This is a genomic window from Nesterenkonia sp. CL21 (genome assembly GCF_031705515.1).
In the GTDB taxonomy this organism is placed as follows: Bacteria; Actinomycetota; Actinomycetes; order Actinomycetales; family Micrococcaceae; genus Nesterenkonia; species Nesterenkonia aethiopica.
In genome coordinates this window covers 128,618-147,587 of sequence record NZ_JAUTWR010000010.1, presented here as the reverse complement: position 1 = coordinate 147,587, position 18,970 = coordinate 128,618, and the positions used below count along the sequence as shown (strand labels likewise).

The 18,970-nt window shown below is 69.5% G+C and carries 18 protein-coding genes; 9 read left to right on the top strand and 9 right to left on the bottom strand.

Annotated elements, in window-relative coordinates; all coding sequences use genetic code 11:
• The coding region (locus tag Q7C18_RS13925) for an aldehyde dehydrogenase family protein (protein ID WP_311025882.1) at window positions 1-168 on the bottom strand (168 nt) is incomplete at its 3' end.
• Between the two features lie 229 nt (window positions 169-397).
• On the opposite strand from Q7C18_RS13925, the gene Q7C18_RS13920 reads away from it, so the two are divergent.
• Window positions 398-1,420, top strand: coding sequence for an LLM class flavin-dependent oxidoreductase (locus Q7C18_RS13920; protein WP_311025880.1), 1,023 nt, complete (start codon window positions 398-400; stop codon window positions 1,418-1,420).
• A gap of 27 nt (window positions 1,421-1,447) precedes the next feature.
• A complete protein-coding gene (locus Q7C18_RS13915) occupies window positions 1,448-2,203 on the top strand; it encodes an alpha/beta hydrolase (protein WP_311025879.1) in 756 nt (251 codons plus the stop codon).
• A gap of 84 nt (window positions 2,204-2,287) precedes the next feature.
• Here the strand turns inward: Q7C18_RS13915 and Q7C18_RS13910 are convergent, their stop codons facing one another.
• From Q7C18_RS13910 to Q7C18_RS13895, 4 genes are all read right to left on the bottom strand, one after another.
• Entirely contained in the window at window positions 2,288-2,836 is a 549-nt protein-coding gene (locus tag Q7C18_RS13910) for a DinB family protein (RefSeq protein WP_311025878.1), read from the bottom strand.
• 172 nt (window positions 2,837-3,008) lie between these two features.
• Window positions 3,009-3,632, bottom strand: a complete 624-nt coding sequence (locus Q7C18_RS13905; RefSeq protein WP_311025877.1) for a DUF3824 domain-containing protein — start codon at window positions 3,630-3,632, stop codon at window positions 3,009-3,011.
• A gap of 45 nt (window positions 3,633-3,677) precedes the next feature.
• Entirely contained in the window at window positions 3,678-4,988 is a 1,311-nt protein-coding gene (locus Q7C18_RS13900) for an ABC transporter permease (RefSeq protein WP_311025876.1), read from the bottom strand.
• Window positions 4,985-5,749, bottom strand: a complete 765-nt coding sequence (locus Q7C18_RS13895; RefSeq protein ID WP_083277796.1) for an ABC transporter ATP-binding protein — start codon at window positions 5,747-5,749, stop codon at window positions 4,985-4,987. The genes Q7C18_RS13900 and Q7C18_RS13895 overlap by 4 nt, the downstream gene beginning before the upstream one ends.
• Window positions 5,750-5,917: 168 nt before the next feature.
• On the opposite strand from Q7C18_RS13895, the gene Q7C18_RS13890 reads away from it, so the two are divergent.
• A complete protein-coding gene (locus Q7C18_RS13890) occupies window positions 5,918-6,940 on the top strand; it encodes an ABC transporter ATP-binding protein (RefSeq protein WP_083277797.1) in 1,023 nt (340 codons plus the stop codon).
• A complete protein-coding gene (locus Q7C18_RS13885; RefSeq protein WP_237089928.1) occupies window positions 6,933-8,717 on the top strand; it encodes an ABC transporter permease in 1,785 nt (594 codons plus the stop codon). Before Q7C18_RS13890 ends, Q7C18_RS13885 begins: the two co-directional genes overlap by 8 nt.
• A gap of 40 nt (window positions 8,718-8,757) precedes the next feature.
• Here Q7C18_RS13885 and Q7C18_RS13880 read toward each other — a convergent pair whose 3' ends face one another.
• Entirely contained in the window at window positions 8,758-9,774 is a 1,017-nt protein-coding gene (locus tag Q7C18_RS13880) for a 1-aminocyclopropane-1-carboxylate deaminase (protein WP_311025875.1), read from the bottom strand.
• Between the two features lie 196 nt (window positions 9,775-9,970).
• On the opposite strand from Q7C18_RS13880, the gene Q7C18_RS13875 reads away from it, so the two are divergent.
• Window positions 9,971-10,615, top strand: a complete 645-nt coding sequence (locus Q7C18_RS13875) for a GntR family transcriptional regulator (RefSeq protein ID WP_311025874.1) — start codon at window positions 9,971-9,973, stop codon at window positions 10,613-10,615.
• A gap of 134 nt (window positions 10,616-10,749) precedes the next feature.
• On the opposite strand, the gene Q7C18_RS13870 is transcribed toward Q7C18_RS13875, so the two are convergent.
• Entirely contained in the window at window positions 10,750-11,649 is a 900-nt protein-coding gene (locus Q7C18_RS13870) for a bifunctional methylenetetrahydrofolate dehydrogenase/methenyltetrahydrofolate cyclohydrolase (RefSeq protein ID WP_311025873.1), read from the bottom strand.
• Window positions 11,649-12,950 (bottom strand): serine hydroxymethyltransferase, encoded by a 1,302-nt coding sequence (gene glyA / locus Q7C18_RS13865; protein ID WP_311025872.1) that lies wholly within the window; start codon window positions 12,948-12,950, stop codon window positions 11,649-11,651. The genes Q7C18_RS13870 and glyA overlap by 1 nt, the downstream gene beginning before the upstream one ends.
• 286 nt (window positions 12,951-13,236) lie before the next feature.
• Here glyA and Q7C18_RS13860 point away from each other — a divergent pair, with 286 nt between their 5' ends.
• The 4 genes from Q7C18_RS13860 to Q7C18_RS13845 are packed head-to-tail and all read left to right on the top strand — an operon-like array spanning window position 13,237 to window position 17,966.
• Window positions 13,237-14,649, top strand: coding sequence for an extracellular solute-binding protein (locus Q7C18_RS13860; RefSeq protein ID WP_311025871.1), 1,413 nt, complete (start codon window positions 13,237-13,239; stop codon window positions 14,647-14,649).
• Window positions 14,646-15,608 (top strand): carbohydrate ABC transporter permease, encoded by a 963-nt coding sequence (locus Q7C18_RS13855; protein ID WP_070158764.1) that lies wholly within the window; start codon window positions 14,646-14,648, stop codon window positions 15,606-15,608. The genes Q7C18_RS13860 and Q7C18_RS13855 overlap by 4 nt, the downstream gene beginning before the upstream one ends.
• A 58-nt stretch (window positions 15,609-15,666) precedes the next feature.
• Window positions 15,667-16,533: a carbohydrate ABC transporter permease gene (locus tag Q7C18_RS13850; protein ID WP_311025870.1), complete on the top strand. Its 867-nt coding sequence runs from the start codon at window positions 15,667-15,669 to the stop codon at window positions 16,531-16,533.
• Window positions 16,530-17,966 carry a glycoside hydrolase family 32 protein gene (locus tag Q7C18_RS13845; RefSeq protein WP_311025869.1) on the top strand — a complete coding sequence of 479 codons (1,437 nt, stop codon included), beginning with the start codon at window positions 16,530-16,532 and terminating at the stop codon, window positions 17,964-17,966. Before Q7C18_RS13850 ends, Q7C18_RS13845 begins: the two co-directional genes overlap by 4 nt.
• Here Q7C18_RS13845 and Q7C18_RS13840 read toward each other — a convergent pair.
• Window positions 17,929-18,957: a LacI family DNA-binding transcriptional regulator gene (locus Q7C18_RS13840; RefSeq protein WP_311025868.1), complete on the bottom strand. Its 1,029-nt coding sequence runs from the start codon at window positions 18,955-18,957 to the stop codon at window positions 17,929-17,931. The genes Q7C18_RS13845 and Q7C18_RS13840 overlap by 38 nt on opposite strands.
• Window positions 18,958-18,970 lie beyond the last annotated feature (13 nt).

Genomic DNA, 18,970 nt, shown 5'->3' with positions numbered 1-18,970 from the left:
GGTGAAAGCCCGCTCAGCCGCCTCGAACGCGGCATCCACATCAGCGGCCCCCGAGATCGGCGAGACCGCCACCGGCTGCCCAGTGGCCGGATTCACCACCTCGAAATCCTCCTGGCCCTGAGCCGGCACGAACCGACCATCGATGAAGTTCTCCAACCGCTCACCCATGATGACGCTCCTGTTCCTGTGGTGATGTCTTGTGATGCCGAGGGACGAGACCGGCCGGAAGGCCAGAGACTCCGCACCCCGCTTTAATGATCGTGATTCATTTTAGGGTCGTATGACGTGACGCGCAACACGTCGTCCCGCTCCGCGGTCGGGGCCCGCCGCTGTCTCCGGTCGGCCCACCCCTTTCGGCAGGAGGAATACCCCGGTGCCGTCGCCGGTTCCTGCGGAGGTGAAGAGCATCGGATTCCTCTCCTTCGGACACTGGACTCCCTCGCCCCATTCGAGGACGCAGTCAGCGCAGGACGCGCTGCTGCAGTCCATCGACCTGGCCGTGGCCGCCGAGGAGCTCGGCGCCGACGGGGCGTACTACCGGGTCCACCACTTCGCGCACCAGCTGGCCTCCCCGTTCCCGCTGTTGGCCGCGATCGGCGCACGCACCAGCCGGATCGAGATCGGCACCGGGGTGATCGACATGCGCTACGAGAACCCCCTGCACTTCGCCGAGGACGCCGGGGCGGCGGATCTGATCTCCGGGGGCCGGCTGCAGCTCGGCATCTCCCGGGGATCCCCCGAGCAGGTCATCGACGGCTGGCGACACTTCGGGCATCGTCCCGCCGAGGGCGAGTCCGACGCCGACATGGCCCGCCGCCACACCGAGGCAGCCCTGCAGGTGCTCACCGGTGAAGGCTTCGCCGAGCCGAATCCACGGCCGATGTTCCCGAACCCTCCCGGGCTGCTGCGGCCCGAACCGCACTCCCCCGGACTGCGGGAACGCCTCTGGTGGGGCGCGGGCTCCGACGCCACGGCTCGGTGGGCCGCCCGGCAGGGGATGAATCTGATGAGCTCGACCCTGAAGGACGACGAGACCGGGGAGCCCTTCCACGTCCAGCAGCGGCGACAGATCGAGGCCTTCCGCCACGAGTGGGAGGGCCACGACCACGGCTTCACTCCGCGCGTCTCGGTGAGTCGGTCGATCGTGGCGCTCACCAGCGACCAGGACCGGGCCTACTTCCTCGGGCAGCGCGAGGCCCAGGACCAGGTCGGCATGCTCGACGAGAGGACGCGGGCGATCTTCGGGCGCAGCTACATCGGCGAGCCCGAGGAGCTGGTGCAGGAGCTGGCCCGCGACGAGGCCGTCGCCGCCGCGGACACGCTGCTGATCACCGTGCCGAACCAGCTCGGGGTGGACTACAACGCGCACCTGATGGAGTCGATCCTCACCGCGGTGGCACCCCCGCTAGGCTGGCGCTGATGATGGTGTCTGTCGTCGGGAGTGATCATGGGTGAATCAGTCCAGTTTCCGAGTTCGACCGGGCCGATGCTGGCCGGCCGGATCGACCTGCCCGAGGGTGCTGTCCGCGGGTGGGGCGTGTTCGTCCACGGCTTCACCCTCGGCAAGGACACTCCGGCTGCCTCGCGGATGTGCAAGCAGCTCGCCGCCGAAGGGATCGGCATGCTCCGCTTCGATGCCCTCGGCCTCCGAGACTCAGACGGCGATTGGGGCGACGGATCCTTCACCGTGAAGGTCGACGACACCGTCCGGGCGTGCCAGTTCATGGCGGAGCGAGGCACCCCGGCGGACATCCTCGTGGGCCACTCTTGGGGCGGGGCCGCGGTGATCGCCGCAGCCGAGCGATCCCCCGGCACCCGCGCCGTGGTGAGCATCGGGGCGCCCGCCGATCCGAGCCATGTGGAGCATCACTTCGACGCGATCGCCGACCGTGCTGTGGCTGACGGTGAGGCCGAGTGGCTGGTCGGCGGCCGAGCGCTCACGCTGAAACGTGATTTCGTCGAGGACGTGCGCCGTGCGGACATCGATGACAAGATCCGCGCCCTGTCCCTGCCGTTCATGGTGATGCACTCCCCCACGGACAACACTGTCAGCATCGACAACGCCAGCACGCTCTTCTGGGCCACGAAGCATCCCCGCAGCTTCGTCGCCCTCGAGGGCTCGGACCACCTGCTGACTGCTGACGGCCAGGCCGCGCGGGCAGGGAAGATCATCAGCGCGTGGGCTGATCAGTACATGGGCTGATCAGTACGTCGGCTGATCAGTACGGGACGTGAGATGACGGGGCGTCGGCCGGCACCGGCATCTGATCGGTTCACCCCTGGCTCGTCATTCCCCCCGCTGACCGTCGATCGACTCGCGCAGCAGATCTGCGTGGCCATTGTGCCGGCTGTACTCCTCGATCGCGTGCACCAGGATGAACCGCAGCGTGACCACGGCGCCGTCGGGCCGGGCGCGGTCGGCGGATCTCTCCAGGCCGCCGTCGTCGAGGGCCTGCTGGGTGAGCCGCCGCGACGCCTCCACAGACCGCTCCCACAGAGCCCGCAGCTCCTGGGGAGAATCTGCGGCCGCGGAGTGCCACTCCCAGTCCTCGTCTGCCTCCCAGTCCGCGCTGAGCCAGGGCTCCGCCGGTTCGCGGGCGAAGAGCGTGACGGAGAACCAGAGGTCTTCCACCAAGGCCAGATGCTTGAACAGCCCGCCCAGCGTCATGGTGGAGGGTTCCACCCGCTGAGCCAGCCCCGCGGCGTCGAGCCCCGCGCATTTGTGGGCGAGGGTCGCCCGATGGAACTCCAGGAACCCCAGAAGGGTCTCCAGCTCCCCGCCGGCGAGCGGGGCCTCCGGGCGCCCCTGCTCGTCCACCGTGAACTCCATGGTCATGGATCTGCCCTCCGGTCGGCGATGGTCGGAAGCAGTCTTCCCGACGCCCGGTCCCCGGGCAACGGTTCCGGGCCGGTTCCCGACCGTGTGCGACCCCGGACGGCAGAAGGGGCGGGACCCACCCCTGTGGTGGACCCCGCCCCTTCTGATGCTCTCCAGCGGTTGTGGGCCGTCAGGCGACCTTCCCCTGCTCGAAGTACCTGCTGACGTCCTTGGTGAACGCAGTGAGGAACCAGTAGACGTTCACCGCGATGAACGCGATGGACAGCACCAGCGAGAGGATGCCGATCGCCCCCGTGTCCAGCATCATCCCGATGCCGGTGAGGCCCCACAGCGTGAACAGGGTGCCGAGTGCGGCGAACACGGTGCCGAGGATCCTGCCCCAGTTCTTCACCTTGGTGATGCCGAGGTAGGCCACGATGTAGAGCACCACCGGGATGATGAGCATGACGGCGGCGAAGATCATCCCCCCGACCATGGCGAAGGAGAGTGTCTCCTCGTCCACGGCCATGCCCTGGGCCGCCAACTGCTCACGCACCGCGTCCTCATCCGTCGCCTGGAACATCCCGACGAGTCCCGAGAGGACGTAGATCCCCAGAGAGACGAGGGTGAGCTTCTTCAGCAGGCCGAACTTGGTCGGCTCGGCCATCGGCCCGCCGACCGCGTTCGGGTCATAGGGGTCGGTGCCGAACTTGGGCCCCTCGGGGCTCGGCTGCTGGTAGGGGTTCTGACCCGGCTGCTGGTTCGGGTCCTGCGGGTTCGGATGCTGGGGGTCCCCATAGGGCGAGCTGGTCACGACTCTCTCCTTCTCACGATGATGTCCTTCACACTACCTGGGCGCCTACTCGTAGCGTAGGGCCTCGATCGGGTCCTTCTTCGCCGCACGCGCCGCCGGCAGGGTTCCTGCCAGGAAGGCGATGCCCACCACCAGCCCGGTGATGCTGAGGATCGCCACGGGGCTCACCGCATAGAGGATGAGTCCGCCGACGTCGCCGAGCGGCCCGCCGCTGCCGGTGAGCAGGGCATTGGCCACCACACCGGTGAGCACACCGCCGCCGACGCCGATGAGCGATCCGAGCAGACCGATCATCACGGCCTCCATGGAGAACAGCCCGAAGATCCGGCCGCCGGACATGCCCAGCGCCTTCATCAGCCCGATCTCCCGGGTCCGCTCCTGCACCGACATCAGCAGGGTGTTCACGATGCCGAAGGAGGCCGCGATGAGGGCGATCACCGCGAAGCCGTAGAGGACCCACGCGATGGCGTCGATGACGGTCTGGATGATGCCCATGAAGTCCTCGACCGTGAGACCGACCAGGCCCTCCTCCTGCAGGGCCTCCTTGATGGAGTCCTCAAAGGCCTCCATGTCCTCGACGTCGGCGGCGGCCTGGACGAAGGCGTCGTCCTGCTCCACGTCCAGCCCGGAGCTCTGGATCTCGTAGAGCTCATCGTTCAGAGCGTGCGAGGGCATGGGTGACCCGCCGATGCCGGCCAGGTTCTGCACCGAGACGCCGACCACCTCGGCCTCGACGGTGTGCGACTCGCGGACCATGTCCGAGATGCCCAGCTCCACCGTCTCGCCCAGGACCGACTCCGGGTCGACGTCCTCGTAGTCGTCGGCCCCGTCGTCGAAGATGGCCAGCCAGGTCTCCGGGACCGTGATCTCCATGGAGTCCCGGGCCGGGGTCTCGCCGGCCACGAGCTCCATGCCCGAGGCGTCGGCAGGAAGCCCCAGCTCGCTGAGCAGGTACTGCCCGCCGTCAGGGGCCTCGAGGTAGTCCGGCGAGACGAAGAAGATCGGGTCCACGTTCGTGATCCCGTCGATCCCCTCGATCGTCTCGATGTCCTCCTCGGTGAGCATCGCCTGACCGAACTCGCTCTGCTGGCCGGCGGTGTCCGGGTCGTACTCCTGAGGGCCCGGGCCGGTGTCCTCTCCCTGGCCCATGGCGCTGGCCTGCATCACATAGATCTGGTCCTGGTCTCCGTAGCCGTCGACCATGTCCTCGATGGTCTGGTTCACACCGGCGGCCAGCCCTGTGGTCACCGCCAGCGTGAACGCGCCGATGACGATGGCGATCACGGTCAGGAACGTGCGGAGCTTGGACCGCATGGTGTTCCCCAATGCGGTCCGGGTGACGTCGAGAGCCCTCATGCCCGGTCCTCCTCATCCTCGAGGCCCAGCTGGGCCGGGTCGAACGTCGTGTCCAGCTGCCCGGGCGTGATGACGCCGTGCTCCTCGGCCACGATGAGCCCGTCCTGCATATGCAGGCGGCGTTCGCACCGGCCGGCCAGATCCTCGTCGTGGGTGACGACCACCAGCGTGATCCCCTGATCACGGTGCAGGCCGAACAGGATGTCCTCCACCACCTCGGAGGTGGCGGTGTCCAAGTTGCCGGTGGGCTCGTCGGCGAAGATCACCGAAGGCCGGTTCACCAGGGCGCGGGCGATGCAGACGCGCTGCTTCTGCCCGCCGGAGAGGTCCGTGGCGCGGTTCTTCGCCTTGTCGGCGATCTCCAGCTGCTCCAGGACCTCCATGCCGCGCTCGTTGCGCTGGGACCGGCCCCACCCGCCGATCTTCAGCGGCAGGGTCACATTGTCCAGCACAGACTGGTTCGCGTTGAGGAAGAACTGCTGGAACACGAAGCCGAAGGTCTCGTTGCGCAGGCGGGAGACCTTCTTCGGGTCCAGCTGCGAGACCGGCCTGCCCTCCAGGGCGACGACGCCGGCGGTCGGCTCGTCCAGCAGGGCCAGCAGATGCATGAGGGTGGACTTGCCGGAGCCGGACTTGCCGACGATCGCCACGGACTCGCCGTCGTGGATCTCGAAGGTCAGCCCCTTCAGCGCGTCGAAGCGTGCGGCCCCTCGGCCGTACACCTTGACCAGGTTCTCCGTCTCGAGGACAGGGGTGGACATGGTGATGTCCTCTCCATGGGATGGAAGCGGGTGATGGAACGGTGATCATTCTTCAGGATGAGGGCGCCGGGCACATCGACCGTGAGGATGATTCACCCGCCGCCGCTGACAGCGGAGAACCCGGCGGAGCCCTGGTCAGGCGGTGGTTGCCCGCGTAAACTGCGCCACATGCCCGATTCTGCCCGTGCCACCCGTGCGCCCGCGGCCGCCGACGCCGTCAGCTCCCGCCCCGACGGCGGAGCCGCCCCCTCCGACGCCATCACCGCCGTCGGCCTGACGAAGCGCTACGGCGACTTCACCGCCGTCGACGGAATCGACTTCAGCGTGGCCCGCGGCGAGTCCTTCGGTCTGCTGGGGCCCAACGGTGCCGGAAAGTCCACCACGATGCGGATGATCGCCGCCGTCGCCTCCCGCACCGCCGGCGAGCTGTCCGTGGCCGGCCTGGACCCCGAGAAGCAGGGCCCGGAGGTCCGCGCCCGGCTGGGCGTGATCCCCCAGCAGGACAACCTGGACGAGGAGCTCACGGTCCGGGAGAACATCATCATGTACGGCCGCTACTTCGGCCTGCCGCGCCGCTGGCTGCTGGGCAAGGCCGAGGAGCTGCTGGAGTTCGCGCAGCTGACCCAGAAGGCCAAGGCCAGGGTGGAGGACCTCTCCGGAGGCATGAAGCGGCGTCTGACGATCGCCCGCGCCCTGGTCAACGAGCCTGACGTGCTGCTGCTGGACGAGCCCACCACCGGGCTGGACCCGCAGGCCCGCCATGTGCTGTGGGACCGCCTCTTCAGGCTCAAGGAGACCGGCACCACCCTGGTGCTGACCACCCACCACATGGATGAGGCCGAGCAGCTCTGCGACCGGCTCATCGTGGTGGATCACGGCCGGATCATGGCCGAGGGCAGCCCCTCGGGGCTGATCCGGGAGCACTCCACCCGGGAGGTCCTGGAGCTGCGCTTCGGCATGGACCGCAACGCCGAGCAGGCCGAGGAGCTCACCGGCGTCCTGACGCCCGGCGACGCCGGCTTCGACCGCATCGAGGTGCTGCCGGACCGCCTGCTGGTCTACGCCGAGCGGGCCGAGGAGGCCCTGGAGCAGGTCCACGCGGCCGGTCACCGTCCGGTGACCTCCCTGGTGCGCCGGTCCTCGTTGGAGGACGTGTTCCTGCGGCTGACCGGGAGGAGCCTCATTGACTGAGACGCGGCCCTCCGACGTCACCTCCTCGGGACCCGGCGCCGCGCCGTCGTCGCCGGCCGCGGACAAGGCGGCGCTGGCCTCCCGGGTGCGGTCCCGCGGGATCCTGTACCAGGCGGAGCACACGCTGCGCGGCATGCGCGCCTATGCGGTGGTGATCCTGACCAGCTCCATCGCCCAGCCGATCCTGTACATCCTGGCCATGGGCCTGGGCCTCGGTGTGCTGGTGGGCGACCGCGCGGACCTGACCGCCTACGGCGCCGAGTCCTACCTGATGTACATCGGTCCGGCGATCCTGGCCTCCACCATGGCGATGTCAGCGGGCATCGAGTTCACCTTTCCGGTCATGGAGAAGTTCAAGTGGCGGCGCATCTACTACGGTGCGCAGGCCTCCCCGCTGACGCCCACCCAGATCGCCTCCGGGCACATTCTGGCCGTCTGCGCACGGTTCGGCGTCCACGGCGTGGTGTTCACCGCCGTGCTGGTCGCCTTCGGGGCCACCACGAGCCCCTGGGCCTGGCTGCAGGTGTTCACCGCAGCCCTGGGGTCGCTGGCCCTGGGGCTGCCTATCATGGCCTACATCGCCTCCCTGCGGGATGAGAAGGGCCACGCGGCGCTGATCCAGCGGTTCATCATCATGCCGCTGTTCCTGTTCTCCGGCACGTTCTACCCGTTGACCAACCTGCCCGGACCGCTGCAGCTCATCGGTTGGGTCTCCCCCATCTGGCATGCCAATGAGCTCGGGCGCCTGCTGGCCTTCGGGCAGCCGATGACCCTGGGGATGGCCGCGGTGCATCTGGGCTACCTGCTGGTCCTGGCCGGCGCGGCCTGGCTGTGGGTGCGGAGGATCTACATCCGACGTCTCGGGCTGAGCGAATGGCGGGGCCGCACCCCTGGCGAGAAGTCTCGACTGAAGCGGGAGGCCCGACTGGAGGCCAAGGACCTGGCGGCCGGGCCGCCCGCACCGGGCACCCCACCGGTGAAGGTCCGCACCGGACCGGTCGGCAACTACTACTCGGGCAACATCCGGGCGGTGTTCTCCCGGGGGATGTCGGCCATCCGGAACAACCGCGGGGTCATCTTCCTCTCCGGATTCCTGGAGCCCGTGCTGTTCCTGACCTCCTTCGGCCTGGGCATCAGCCCCATGATCTCCGGAGTGCAGGCCGCCGACGGCGGCGAGATGAGCTACGCGGCGTTCATCGCGCCCGCTCTGCTGGCGGTCTCCGCGATGAACGGCGCGGTCTTCGACTCCACCTGGAACGTGTTCTTCAAGCTGAAGATCACCAAGCTCTACCAGTCGATGATGGCAACCTCGCTGGGCCCGTTGGACGTCGCCGTCGGGGAGATCCTGCTGGCGCTGTTCCGCGGCGGGATCTACGCGCTCGGCTTCCTCACGGTGCTGGTGGCCGCAGGCCTGGTGAGTCCGCTGGCCGCCGTGATCATGCTGGTCACGGCCCTGTTCATCGCCCTGGGCTTCGCGTCGGTGGGCATGGCGGTGACCTCCTTCATGAGCAGGTTCCAGCAGATGGACTGGATGATGATGGTCATGATGCCGATGTTCCTGTTCTCGGCCACGCTGTTCCCCATCGACGTCTACCCGGCCGGTGTCCAGTGGATGATCCAGGCGCTGCCGCTGTGGCACGCGGTGGAGCTGATGCGGGACATCGCCGCCTTCTCCTTCAGCGGGCTCACCCTGGTGCACATCGGCTACTACCTGGTGATGGTCGCCGTCGGGATGACCGTGGCGACGCTGCGGATGCGTCGGCTGTTCCTGCGCTGAGCGGCTGCGGCCCTGGACAGCTGCCCAGCCGGGGCGCCGTTCAGAAGACCTGGCTGTAGGCGTTGAGCGCCGGCTGCCCGCCGAGGTGCGCATAGAGCACCGTCGAGTCGGCGGGGATCTCGGATTCGCGGACCAGGTCCATCAGCCCTGCCATGGACTTGCCCTCGTAGACCGGGTCGAGGATGACACCCTCCAGCTGGGCGGTGGTGCGGATCGCCTCGACGGTGGACTCCACCGGGATGCCGTACTCCTCACCCGCCCAGCCGGGCAGCACGGTGATCTCCTCGGCGCGCAGCTCCCGACCCAGCCCGATCAGCTCGGCGGTGTGCCGGGCGATCCGCTCGACCTGGGCGCGGGTCTTCTCCAGCGTGGCGGAGGCGTCGATGCCGATCACCCGCCGGGGGCGACCGCCGGCCTCTTCGAGGGCCGCGAATCCGGCGATCATCCCGGCATGGGTGGATCCGGTGACCGTGCAGACCACGATCGTGTCGAAGAAGACGCCGAGCTCGCGCTCCTGGGCGGCGACCTCATAGGCCCAGTTCGCGAAGCCCAGGCCACCGAGCGGGTGCTCCGAGGCGCCGGCCGGGATGGGGTAGGGCGTGCCACCCTCGGCCTCGACCTCCGCGATGGCCTCCTCCCAACTGGAGCGGATGCCGATGTCGAAGCCGGCGTCGTCCAGACGGACGTCGGCGCCCATGAGGCGGGAGAGCAGGATGTTGCCGACCCTGTCGTTGACGGGGTCGTCCCAGTCCACCCAGCGCTCCTGGACCAGACGCGCCTTCAGGCCGAGCCGCGCGGCGACGGCGGCCACCTGACGGGTGTGGTTGGACTGGTAGCCACCGATCGAGACGAGCGTGTCCGCGCCGGAGGCCAGGATGTCCGGGACGATGTACTCCAGCTTCCGCGTCTTGTTGCCGCCGAAGGCCAGGCCTGAGTTCACGTCCTCCCGCTTCGCCCAGATCTGTGCCCCGCCCAGATGAGCCGTGAGCCGATCCAGCCGATGGACGGGGCTGGGGCCGAAGGTCAGCTCGTAGCGGGGAAAGTCGGTGATGGCCATGGGGCTCCTCGGGATGGGCCAGGGCGGCACCGGCCGTCCCGACGATATGCGATATATTGCACTCAGAATTCCACGCGGTGGATGCGATGATGTCAAGGCCCTGCTCGAGTCGCGATTCTGCTCGAGACGTTCCTGCCCGAGACGACCCTGCCCGCCCGCGGCCCCCGACGCCGCCCCACCTGTTGAGGAGCCGACCATGCCCGTCCCCGCGGCTCGCGGCGTCCACCGCCGCACCCTGCTGCGCGACGAGGTCCACCGCACCATCCGTCAGGCGATCGTCACCGGGGATCTCTCCCCCGGTGAGCTGCTGCGCGATGCCGACCTGGAGGACTGGCTGGGAGTCTCCCGCACTCCGATCCGGGAAGCCCTGCTGCGCCTGGAGCGAGAGGGGCTCGTCGACGCCCAGCCGGGTCGCCGCACCACCGTGGCCGAGGAGGATCCGGAGCGTGTGGCCCATGCCCGTGACGTCGCCGCAGCACTCCACGAGCTGGCCGTCCGCAGCGCCGCACCCCGGATCACACCCGAGGATCTGGTGCAGATGGCCGCGGCCAACGGCAGACTGGCCCGGGCGCTGGAGGACCGGGACGCGCCCGCCGCCGTCGCCGCAGACGAGGCGTTCCACGCCGTGGCGCTGCAGCGGGCGGAGAACCCGGTCCTGGATGACGCCCTGGACCAGGTGGTCGCCCTGCTGCGACGCACCGAGCACCTCCACTTCGGCAGCCTCACCGGCGCCGACTCCCCCGCCCAGCATGAGCAGATCCTGACAGCGCTGCGCGCCGGCGACGCCGAGGAGGCGGCCCGGCTGACCCGCCTCAACTGGGCGGGCCTACGAGCAACCTGACACTGCCGGCCGGTGACACTGCCGACGGGTGACACGCGAGTGGCCACGAATCCCGCGATCTCCCCGAGGACACGCCGTGTCGCGTGGGGAGAAGCCGGGATTCGTGGCCACTCGATGGGGGAGGAACGGCCGCCTCAGCCCGCCTGCAGCTCGGCGGCCTCCACCACATTGGTCATCAGCAGCGCCACCGTCATGGGGCCCACTCCCCCGGGGTTCGGGGAGAGCCAGCCGGCGACGTCGGCGACGTCGGGGTGGACGTCCCCGTAGACCTTCGCCTTGCCTCCGTCAGGGTCCGGCTCCCGGGTGACGCCGACGTCGAGCACCGCGGCGCCGGGCTTGACGTCCTCCGGACGCACCAGGTGCTTCACTCCGGCGGCGGCCACGATGACGTCAGCCTGCCGCAGGTGGTGAGACATGTCCACCGTGCCGGTGTGGGTGAGGGTCACCGTAGCGTTGAGCTCCCGACGCGTCAGCAGCAGCCCGATGGAGCGGCCGATGGTCACGCCGCGGCCGACGACGACCACGTGCTTGCCGGCGAGGTCATAGTCATGGCGCAGCAGCAGCTCGATGACTCCGCGCGGAGTACAGGGCAGCGGAGTGTGGATCGGCTCGTTGACGTTGAGCACCAGACGACCCAGGTTGACCGGGTGCAGCCCGTCGGCGTCCTTGGCCGGGTCGATGCGTTCCAGCACCCGGTCGGTGTCGAGGTGCTTCGGCAGCGGCAGCTGGATGATGTAGCCGTGGCAGGCCGGATCCGCGTTGAGCTCGTCGATCAGCGCCTCGACCTGCTCCTGTGTGGCGTCCTCCGGCAGCTCCCGCTGGATCGAGTTCATCCCGATGGCCTGGGACTGCTTGTGCTTCATCCCCACGTAGAGCTGCGACGCCGGGTCCGCGCCCACCAGCACGGTGGCGATGCCCGGAGTGACGCCCTGCTCCTTGAGCGCCGCCACCCGTTCGGTCAGCTCCGCGCGGATCTGTGCGGAGGCCGCCTTGCCGTCGAGGCGACGTGCCGTCGTCGTGTCCTGCTGAGCCATCACCACTCCTCGAGGCCCTCGTAGAGCGGGAAGTCGGCGGCCAGCGCGGCGACCCGGGCCTTGAGCGGATAGAGGTCGGGCTGGCCGGCGGCCCCCTGCTTGAGCACCTCCGCGATGATGTCCGCCACCTCGGCGAACTCCACGTCGCCGAAGCCGCGGGAGGCCAGCGCCGGGGTGCCGATGCGCAGCCCGGAGGTCACCATCGGCGGGCGCGGGTCGTTCGGCACAGCATTGCGGTTGACGGTGATGCCGACCTCGTGGAGCAGGTCCTCGGCCTGCTTGCCGTCCATCTCCGAGTTCCGCAGGTCCACCAGCACCAGGTGGACGTCGGTGCCCCCGGTGAGCACGTTGACCCCGTGGGCGGTGACGTCGTCGGCCACCAGGCGCTCGGCGAGGATCTGTGCGCCGGCGACCGTGCGCCGCTGGCGCGCCGCGAAGTCCTCGGAGGCCGCGATCTTGAACGCGATGGCCTTCGCGGCGATGGCGTGCATGAGCGGGCCGCCCTGCTGGCCGGGGAACACCGCGGAGTTGATCTTCTTCTTGTGCTCCTCCTTGCAGAGGATCATGCCGGAGCGAGGGCCCGCCAGCGTCTTATGCACCGTGGTGGTGACGACGTCGGCGTGAGGCACCGGGTTCGGGTGCAGGCCGGCGGCCACCAGGCCGGCGAAGTGGGCCATGTCCACCCAGAGGATGGCGCCGACCTCGTCGGCGATCTCACGGAACGCGGCGAAGTCGAGCTGCCGCGGGTAGGCGGACCAGCCGGCCACGATCATGTCCGGACGCTCGGCGAGCGCCTGCTCCCGAACCTTCTCCATGTCGATCAGACCGGTCTCCGGGTCCACCTCATAGGCGGCGACCTCGTGGAACTTGCCCGAGTAGTTCAGCTTCATGCCGTGGGTCAGGTGTCCGCCGTGGGCCAGCGAGAGGCCCATGAGCTTGTCCCCGGGCTTGAGGAAGGCCGTCATCACGGCGACGTTGGCCTGCGCGCCGGCGTGGGGCTGGACGTTGGCGTGGTCCGCGCCGAAGAGCGCCTTGGCGCGCTCGATCGCGAGGTTCTCCGCGACGTCGACGAACTCGCAGCCGCCGTAGTAGCGCCGACCCGGGTACCCCTCGGCGTACTTGTTGGTCAGCACCGACCCCTGCGCCTCGAGCACCGCTCGCGGCACGAAGTTCTCGGAGGCGATCATCTCGAGAGTCCCCCGCTGGCGCCCCAGCTCGTCGGAGATCGCCTGGGCGATCTCGGGGTCGACCTCGGACAGTGGCGCAGTGTTGATGTTCACGGTGGACTCGGCAGTGGTCATCGACGCGGTCTCCTCGCTGTGCGTTCAGGGACGACCGCGGCCCGGCCTCGTGGAGGGGCGCTTGGCACGTCGCAGAGACATGCCGTGGGAGACGGAGCTCCGGCTCCCGGCCGCAGTCCCGAGACAGTCTATCGCCGCGACGCCTCCTCGTCCCACACTCCTGCGGAATCTCTCCGCGTCGATCTGCCGCATCACGACTCCGGCCCGCATCTCGCAGCGCTGACCTGCGCGGCTTGACGTGTGCTCTGACTCACAGTACATTTCCTCACACGTGTTAGGAGGCAGGATGCACATCTCATCACAGTCACGGACCATCACCCGGCGCACGCTGCTCGGCGTCGGCGGGCTCGCCGCCCTGGGCGGCACGGTCGCCGCGTGGCCCCGGCTCTCCGGCCAGGACATCCCGGGCCGCGGCGAGGACGTCCTGCGCGTCGCCATCCAGGGCACCGCCGCGGACGCCGCCGCCCGCCAGGCCCTGGCCGACGAGTTCACCGCCGAGCACCCGGACATTCCGGTCCGAATCGAGGCGATCCAGGCCGTGGACTGGGGCGACTTCTTCACCAAGATCCTCACCATGGTGGCCGCGGGCACCGCACCCGACGTCGTCTACGTCGCCACCGAGGGCGCGCAGCTCTTCGCCGAGCGACTCGCCGAACCGCTGGACGACTGGATCACCCAGGACCAGACACGGCTGACCGACTACTTCAGCGACGTCCACCCATCCCTCATCGAAGCCTTCATGTACCACGGCAGCCTCTACGTGCTGCCGCTGGACTTCAACGCGGCCAACATGTACCTCAACCTGCCGACCCTGGAACGGGCGGGGCTGGACATGCCCTCCCCGGACTGGGACATCGACGAGTTCGAGCACATGCTGCGCACCATGCGGGACACCGCAGACGGCGGGTTCGTCCCCTATTTCTGGACCAACCGGCTCTTCGGCGGAATCGTCCCCTGGCTCTACGCCAACGACACCAGCATCCTCACCGAGGAGCGGTTCGACGGGGGCGACTGGCTCTGGGACCGGTTCTACACCCCGGAGCAGACGGCAGGCCGCCAGGGCGGCTACCGGTGGACGTCCTCCAACGTCGGCGACCCCCGCGTCGTGGAGACCTTCGAGCGGCTGCAGAGCTGGGTCTCCGAGGGGCTGAGCATCCGCCCGGAGGAGGGCGGCGGGACATCGCTGATCGGCCTGTTCGCCGCAGACCGCATCGGCGCCACCCCGGCCGGCGGCTACTGGGCCCAGGGGCTGCATGAGAACGGGATGTCGGAGGAAGACTTCGACGTCCAGTACTTCCCTCGGTGGCGGAGCCAGCGCCACCAGTTCGGCACCGCCGGCTACTCGATCATGCGCACCTCCGAGCGCAAGGACCAGGCCTGGCGCTGGCTGGAGTTCACCACGCGCAAGGAGTCCATGGAGCTGGCGATGCCAGAGCCCACGACCACCCCGACCCGCCGCTCGATGGTGAACGAGGCCTTCTACCGCGAGACCGGGCCCCGCAGTTGGAAGGTCTTCTACGACACCCTCGACGAGTTCCCCTCCTCCGGGCCCATTCCCGCCCCGCCCCAGCAGGCGGAGGTGGAGAACGCCCTGGCCCGCAACGTCGCCCTCGGCATGAGCGGAGGCCCCGCCCAGCTGGAGACGGCCCTGGACCGCCTCGACCGTGAACTCACCGTCGCCATGGAGAAGACCACATGACCACCACCGCACCTGTCACACCGCCGGCCGGACCCGCCGACGCCGCGGCGTCGTCGGCGAAGCCCTCCCCCGCTCCCCGTCGCCGCTCCCGCTCCGAACGCTGGGTGATCCTACTTCTGCTGGCCCCCACCGTGGTCGGCATGGGGATCTTCACCCTGCTGCCGATCGCCGGCTCCCTGGCCCTGGCGTTCTTCCGCTGGGACCTGCTCTCAGCCCCCGAATTCGCCGGCGTGGACAACTTCCTCACCCTCGGCGCCGACCCCACGGTGCGCACGGCCTTCCTGAACACCATCGTGTTCGTGATCGTCGCTGTGACGCTGCAGCTCAGCCTCGCGATGTTCCTGGCCGTGATGGTCCAGTCCCGGATGCCCGAGTGGCTGCGGCTGTTCTTCCGCTCCACGTTCTTCTTCCCGCTGGTCCTCTCGGCCGCAGGGGTCTCCATCTTCATGAGCTACCTGTTCAACGAGCAGTTCGGCGTCGTGAACTGGCTGCTTGGCCTGGTCGGCATCCCGAACGTCCCCTGGCTGACGACGCCGACCGGTGCCGCCGCCGTCGTCATCTTCGTCTTCGTCTGGCAGAACTTCGGATTCTCCTTCCTCATCCTGCTGGGCGGGATCGCCTCCATCCCGAAGGAGCTCTACGAGGCCGCCGAGCTCGACGGCGCCCGCGGCTGGGGAGCCTTCAGGAACGTCACCTTCCCGCTGGTCTCCCCCTCGCTGCTGGTCGCCTCCGTCACCGCGATGATCATGGCCCTGCAGGTCTTCGACCAGCCCTACGTGCTCACCCGCGGAGGGCCCGGCGACTCCACCCGCTCCGCCGTCATGGTGGTCTTCGAGGCCGCCTTCCAGCGCCTGGAGTTCGGGCTGGCCTCGGCCGCCGGACTGGTGCTGATGCTCATCATCATGCTCATCACCTGGGCGCAGTTCCGCCTCTCCCGCCGATTCGTCTTCTACCAGTGAACCGTCCGACGCCGCCGCCTCCGTGCCGTCGCGCCGTGGACGAAGGAGCTCTGAACCCATGACCACCCTCCAGCCTGTCACCGACAGACCCCGCCGACGCCTGCGCCTGCCCTCTCCCTCGCGGGCCGCCGCCCTGCTGTTCATGATCGTCGCCGCCGTGGCCGTGCTCGGCCCGGTGATGTGGACGCTGTCCACCTCCCTGCGAGCGCCGGCGGAGTCCTTCGACCTGCCGCCGCACTTCATCCCCCTCGGCTTCGACGTCTCGGCGTACCGCGAGGTCTTCACCCAGATCGACGTCACCCGGCTGGTGCTGAACTCCGCGCTGGTCACCGCGCTGATCGCCGGCGGGCAGATGCTCACCGCGGCGATGGCCGGCTACGTCTTCGCCCGCATGCGGTTCCGGGGCTCCGGGCTCCTCTTCGCCCTGGTGCTGGCCACCATGATGATCCCCGTGCAGGTCACGATCGTCCCGGTGTTCATGCTCATCCGGGGCATGGGGCTGGCCGACACCCTGCTGGCGCTCATCATTCCGGCGGTCCCGACGGCCTTCGGGACGTTTCTGATGCGGCAGTACTTCCTCAACCTCCCCGGCGACTACGCCGAAGCCGCCTCCCTGGACGGCGCCGGGCCGTGGCGAGTGTTCTTCTCCGTGTACCTGCCGCTCTCCGCTCCCGGCATGGCGATCGTGGGCATCCTGGCCTTCAACTACCACTGGAACGAGTTCTTCCGACCGCTGGTGCTGGTCAACTCGGAGGAGAACTTCACGCTGCCCCTGGGCCTGGTCTCCCTGCAGGGGCACCTCGGGACCGGGAGCATCTCAGTGGTGCTGGCCGGTGTGGTGCTCTCCATGATTCCGGCGCTGATCGTGTTCCTCTTCGGGCAGCGCTATCTGCGCGAAGGCCTCACCGCCGGAGCCGGCAAATGACCGTTGCCGCCCCTCTCACCACCGACCCGCTCGTGACCACCCACGGAAAGGACTCCATGCCCAGCCCCACCGCCTCCCACCCGGACCCCGCCTTCCCCGTGGCTCACCCCCGGCCCGCGAGGGGGTGGCTCAACGACCCCAACGGCCTGTGCCGGGTGGACGGCGTCTGGCACGTGTTCTTCCAGCACAATCCGCACTCCGCCCGACACGACCGGATCCACTGGGGCCACCTCTCCTCCCCGGACCTCGTGGACTGGACCGAGGAACCCGTGGCACTCGTCCCCTCGACCGACGGTCCGGACCGCGACGGGTGCTGGTCCGGCGTCATGGGCTTCGACGACGACGGCGCCCCCGTGGCCGTCTACAGCGGGGTCCAGGGCATCGAGAACGCCTCGGAGGTGACCCTGGCCCGAGGCTCCGCGGACCTGCGTGAGTGGTCGGCCGAGCGTCACGTGGCCGCCGGCATGCCCGAGGACGATCGGGTCATCGGGGTGCGGGATCCGTTCCTGGTGCGCATCGCGGGACGCCGGTGGGCGCTGCAGGGCGCAGGACTGGCGGACGGACAGGCCGCCGTCCTGCTCTATGACGCCGAGGATCTGGACCGGTGGACGTATCACGGCGTCTGGCTGAGCTCCGGTCAGGCTCCCGCCGCCGTCGACGCCGACATCTGGGAGTGCCCGCAGCTGGTGCGGCTGACGGGCACCGAGACCTGGGCGTTGGTCGTGTCCCGGTGGCACCGCAGGCCCGACGGCGGCCACGAGCTCGGCGACACCCAGGCTCTGCTGCTCGAGATCGAGGACGCCGCCCCTGCAGACGCCGCGCCGCATGGAGCCCCCACGACGGTCCCCACTCCGCGCATCGTCGGCACCTCGGCGGTCGACGACGGCCCCAGCTTCTACGCGCCGCAGGTGCTCGCCGAGCCCGACCGGGCGCTGATGATCGGGTGGGCCCGCGAGCGCCGTGCTCAGGAGCTCAGCGACGCGGCCGGGTGGTCGGGACTGCTCACCTGGCCGCGGGAGCTCACGCTGCAGGACGGCGCACTGGTCAGCCGGCCCGCCCCGGAATGCGAGGGATGGCGCGAGGGCCCGGCGCACCGTGCCGACGACGACGTCGTCGTCCTCCCGGACGCCTGTGACGTCGTCGTCGAGCCCCACGGCTCGACGGGGAGCCCGGCAGTCGTGACGCTGCGGATGCCCACGAGTCCGCTGACGGGGTCGGAGACGGGATCGGACACGGGATCGGAGACGGCCGAGACGGTCTACAGCGGGCCCGCCTCCCGGATCGTGATCGACCGGTCGATCATCGAGGTCTACCGGGAGGACGGGCCGGCGCGCACGGTGCGGGCGGAACCCGCGCCGGGGCAGCAGTGGCAGCTGATCCCCCAGGGTGCCGCCGTCACCTGGTGGGCGCTGCGCCCGTGGAGTCCCGCCTGATCAGTTGAGTCGGCAGCAGCTCCGGCTCGTGAGGCGCCTGCGTGTCCGCCCTGGAGATCCCGGCCAGCAGGATCTCCATGGCCCGTCGCCCGATGTCCTGGTGGGGCAGCGCCACCGTGGTCAGCGCAGGGACCACCTGAGCGGCCACATGTGCCTGGTCGTCCACCCCGACCACCGAGAGGTCACCGGGGACGTCCACGCCGCGATGCGCAGCAGCCAGCAGGACTCCCACCGCCGTGCGGTCGTTCGAGGCCAGCACGGCGGTGGGCGGCGCGGCGCCGTCGAGAAGCGCGGAGGCAGCACGGTAGCCCTCGGCGATCTCCCAGCCGCAGGGGACCACCTGCGTGGCCACCTCCCCGGCGGCCTGCAGGAAACCGTCCCTGCGCAGGGGGGTGGCCGGTGACTCCTCGGTGCCGCACAGCAGGGCGATGTCCCGGTGGCCGAGCTCCAGCAGATGGCGCACCGCCTGCACCGATCCGTCGGCCTCGTCGGCAATCACCGCGGGAGCACGTCGTGAGGGATCCAGACAGTTGGCCAGCACGGCGGGCGCGGAGAAGAACGTCTCCGCAGGGTCCACCGTCACCAGCCCTCCGGTGGCGAGCATGAGCGCGTCGATGTTGCGGGCGAAGAAGACCTCGCACATCCGCCCGATGCGCGCCTCCTCGCCCTCCGTGTCGGCCACCATGACCATGTAGCCGGACTCCCGCGCGACGGCGTCGGCCCCGCTGATGATGCCGCCGGCGAAGGGCGAGGTCACGATCTCATCGGTGATGACGCCGATGGTCCGGGTGCTGCGGCTGCGCAGCGACTGCCCGACGCTCTGCGGGATGTAGCCGAGCTCCTCGACGGCGGCTCGGATGCGCTCCTGGAGCGCTGGCGCGACGTTGCCGTCGGCACGCCCGTTGAGCACCAGCGACACGGCGCTGCGTGACGCCCCGGCCCGGGCGGCGACATCCGCCGCGGTGACCTGTCGGCGCACCTGTCGCTGCACGTCGTCTCCTCAT

What these genes read in the sequence shown, in the direction of transcription:
- Q7C18_RS13915 (WP_311025879.1), top strand. Translation starts at nt 1,448, where the DNA reads ATGGGTGAATCAGTCCAGTTTCCGAGTTCGACCGGGCCGATGCTGGCC.
- Q7C18_RS13910 (WP_311025878.1), bottom strand. Translation starts at nt 2,836, where the DNA reads ATGACCATGGAGTTCACGGTGGACGAGCAGGGGCGCCCGGAGGCCCCG.
- Q7C18_RS13900 (WP_311025876.1), bottom strand. Translation starts at nt 4,988, where the DNA reads ATGAGGGCTCTCGACGTCACCCGGACCGCATTGGGGAACACCATGCGG.
- Q7C18_RS13895 (WP_083277796.1), bottom strand. Translation starts at nt 5,749, where the DNA reads ATGTCCACCCCTGTCCTCGAGACGGAGAACCTGGTCAAGGTGTACGGC.
- Q7C18_RS13890 (WP_083277797.1), top strand. Translation starts at nt 5,918, where the DNA reads ATGCCCGATTCTGCCCGTGCCACCCGTGCGCCCGCGGCCGCCGACGCC.
- Q7C18_RS13880 (WP_311025875.1), bottom strand. Translation starts at nt 9,774, where the DNA reads ATGGCCATCACCGACTTTCCCCGCTACGAGCTGACCTTCGGCCCCAGC.
- Q7C18_RS13875 (WP_311025874.1), top strand. Translation starts at nt 9,971, where the DNA reads ATGCCCGTCCCCGCGGCTCGCGGCGTCCACCGCCGCACCCTGCTGCGC.
- Q7C18_RS13870 (WP_311025873.1), bottom strand. Translation starts at nt 11,649, where the DNA reads ATGGCTCAGCAGGACACGACGACGGCACGTCGCCTCGACGGCAAGGCG.
- glyA (WP_311025872.1), bottom strand. Translation starts at nt 12,950, where the DNA reads ATGACCACTGCCGAGTCCACCGTGAACATCAACACTGCGCCACTGTCC.
- Q7C18_RS13860 (WP_311025871.1), top strand. Translation starts at nt 13,237, where the DNA reads ATGCACATCTCATCACAGTCACGGACCATCACCCGGCGCACGCTGCTC.
- Q7C18_RS13855 (WP_070158764.1), top strand. Translation starts at nt 14,646, where the DNA reads ATGACCACCACCGCACCTGTCACACCGCCGGCCGGACCCGCCGACGCC.
- Q7C18_RS13850 (WP_311025870.1), top strand. Translation starts at nt 15,667, where the DNA reads ATGACCACCCTCCAGCCTGTCACCGACAGACCCCGCCGACGCCTGCGC.
- Q7C18_RS13845 (WP_311025869.1), top strand. Translation starts at nt 16,530, where the DNA reads ATGACCGTTGCCGCCCCTCTCACCACCGACCCGCTCGTGACCACCCAC.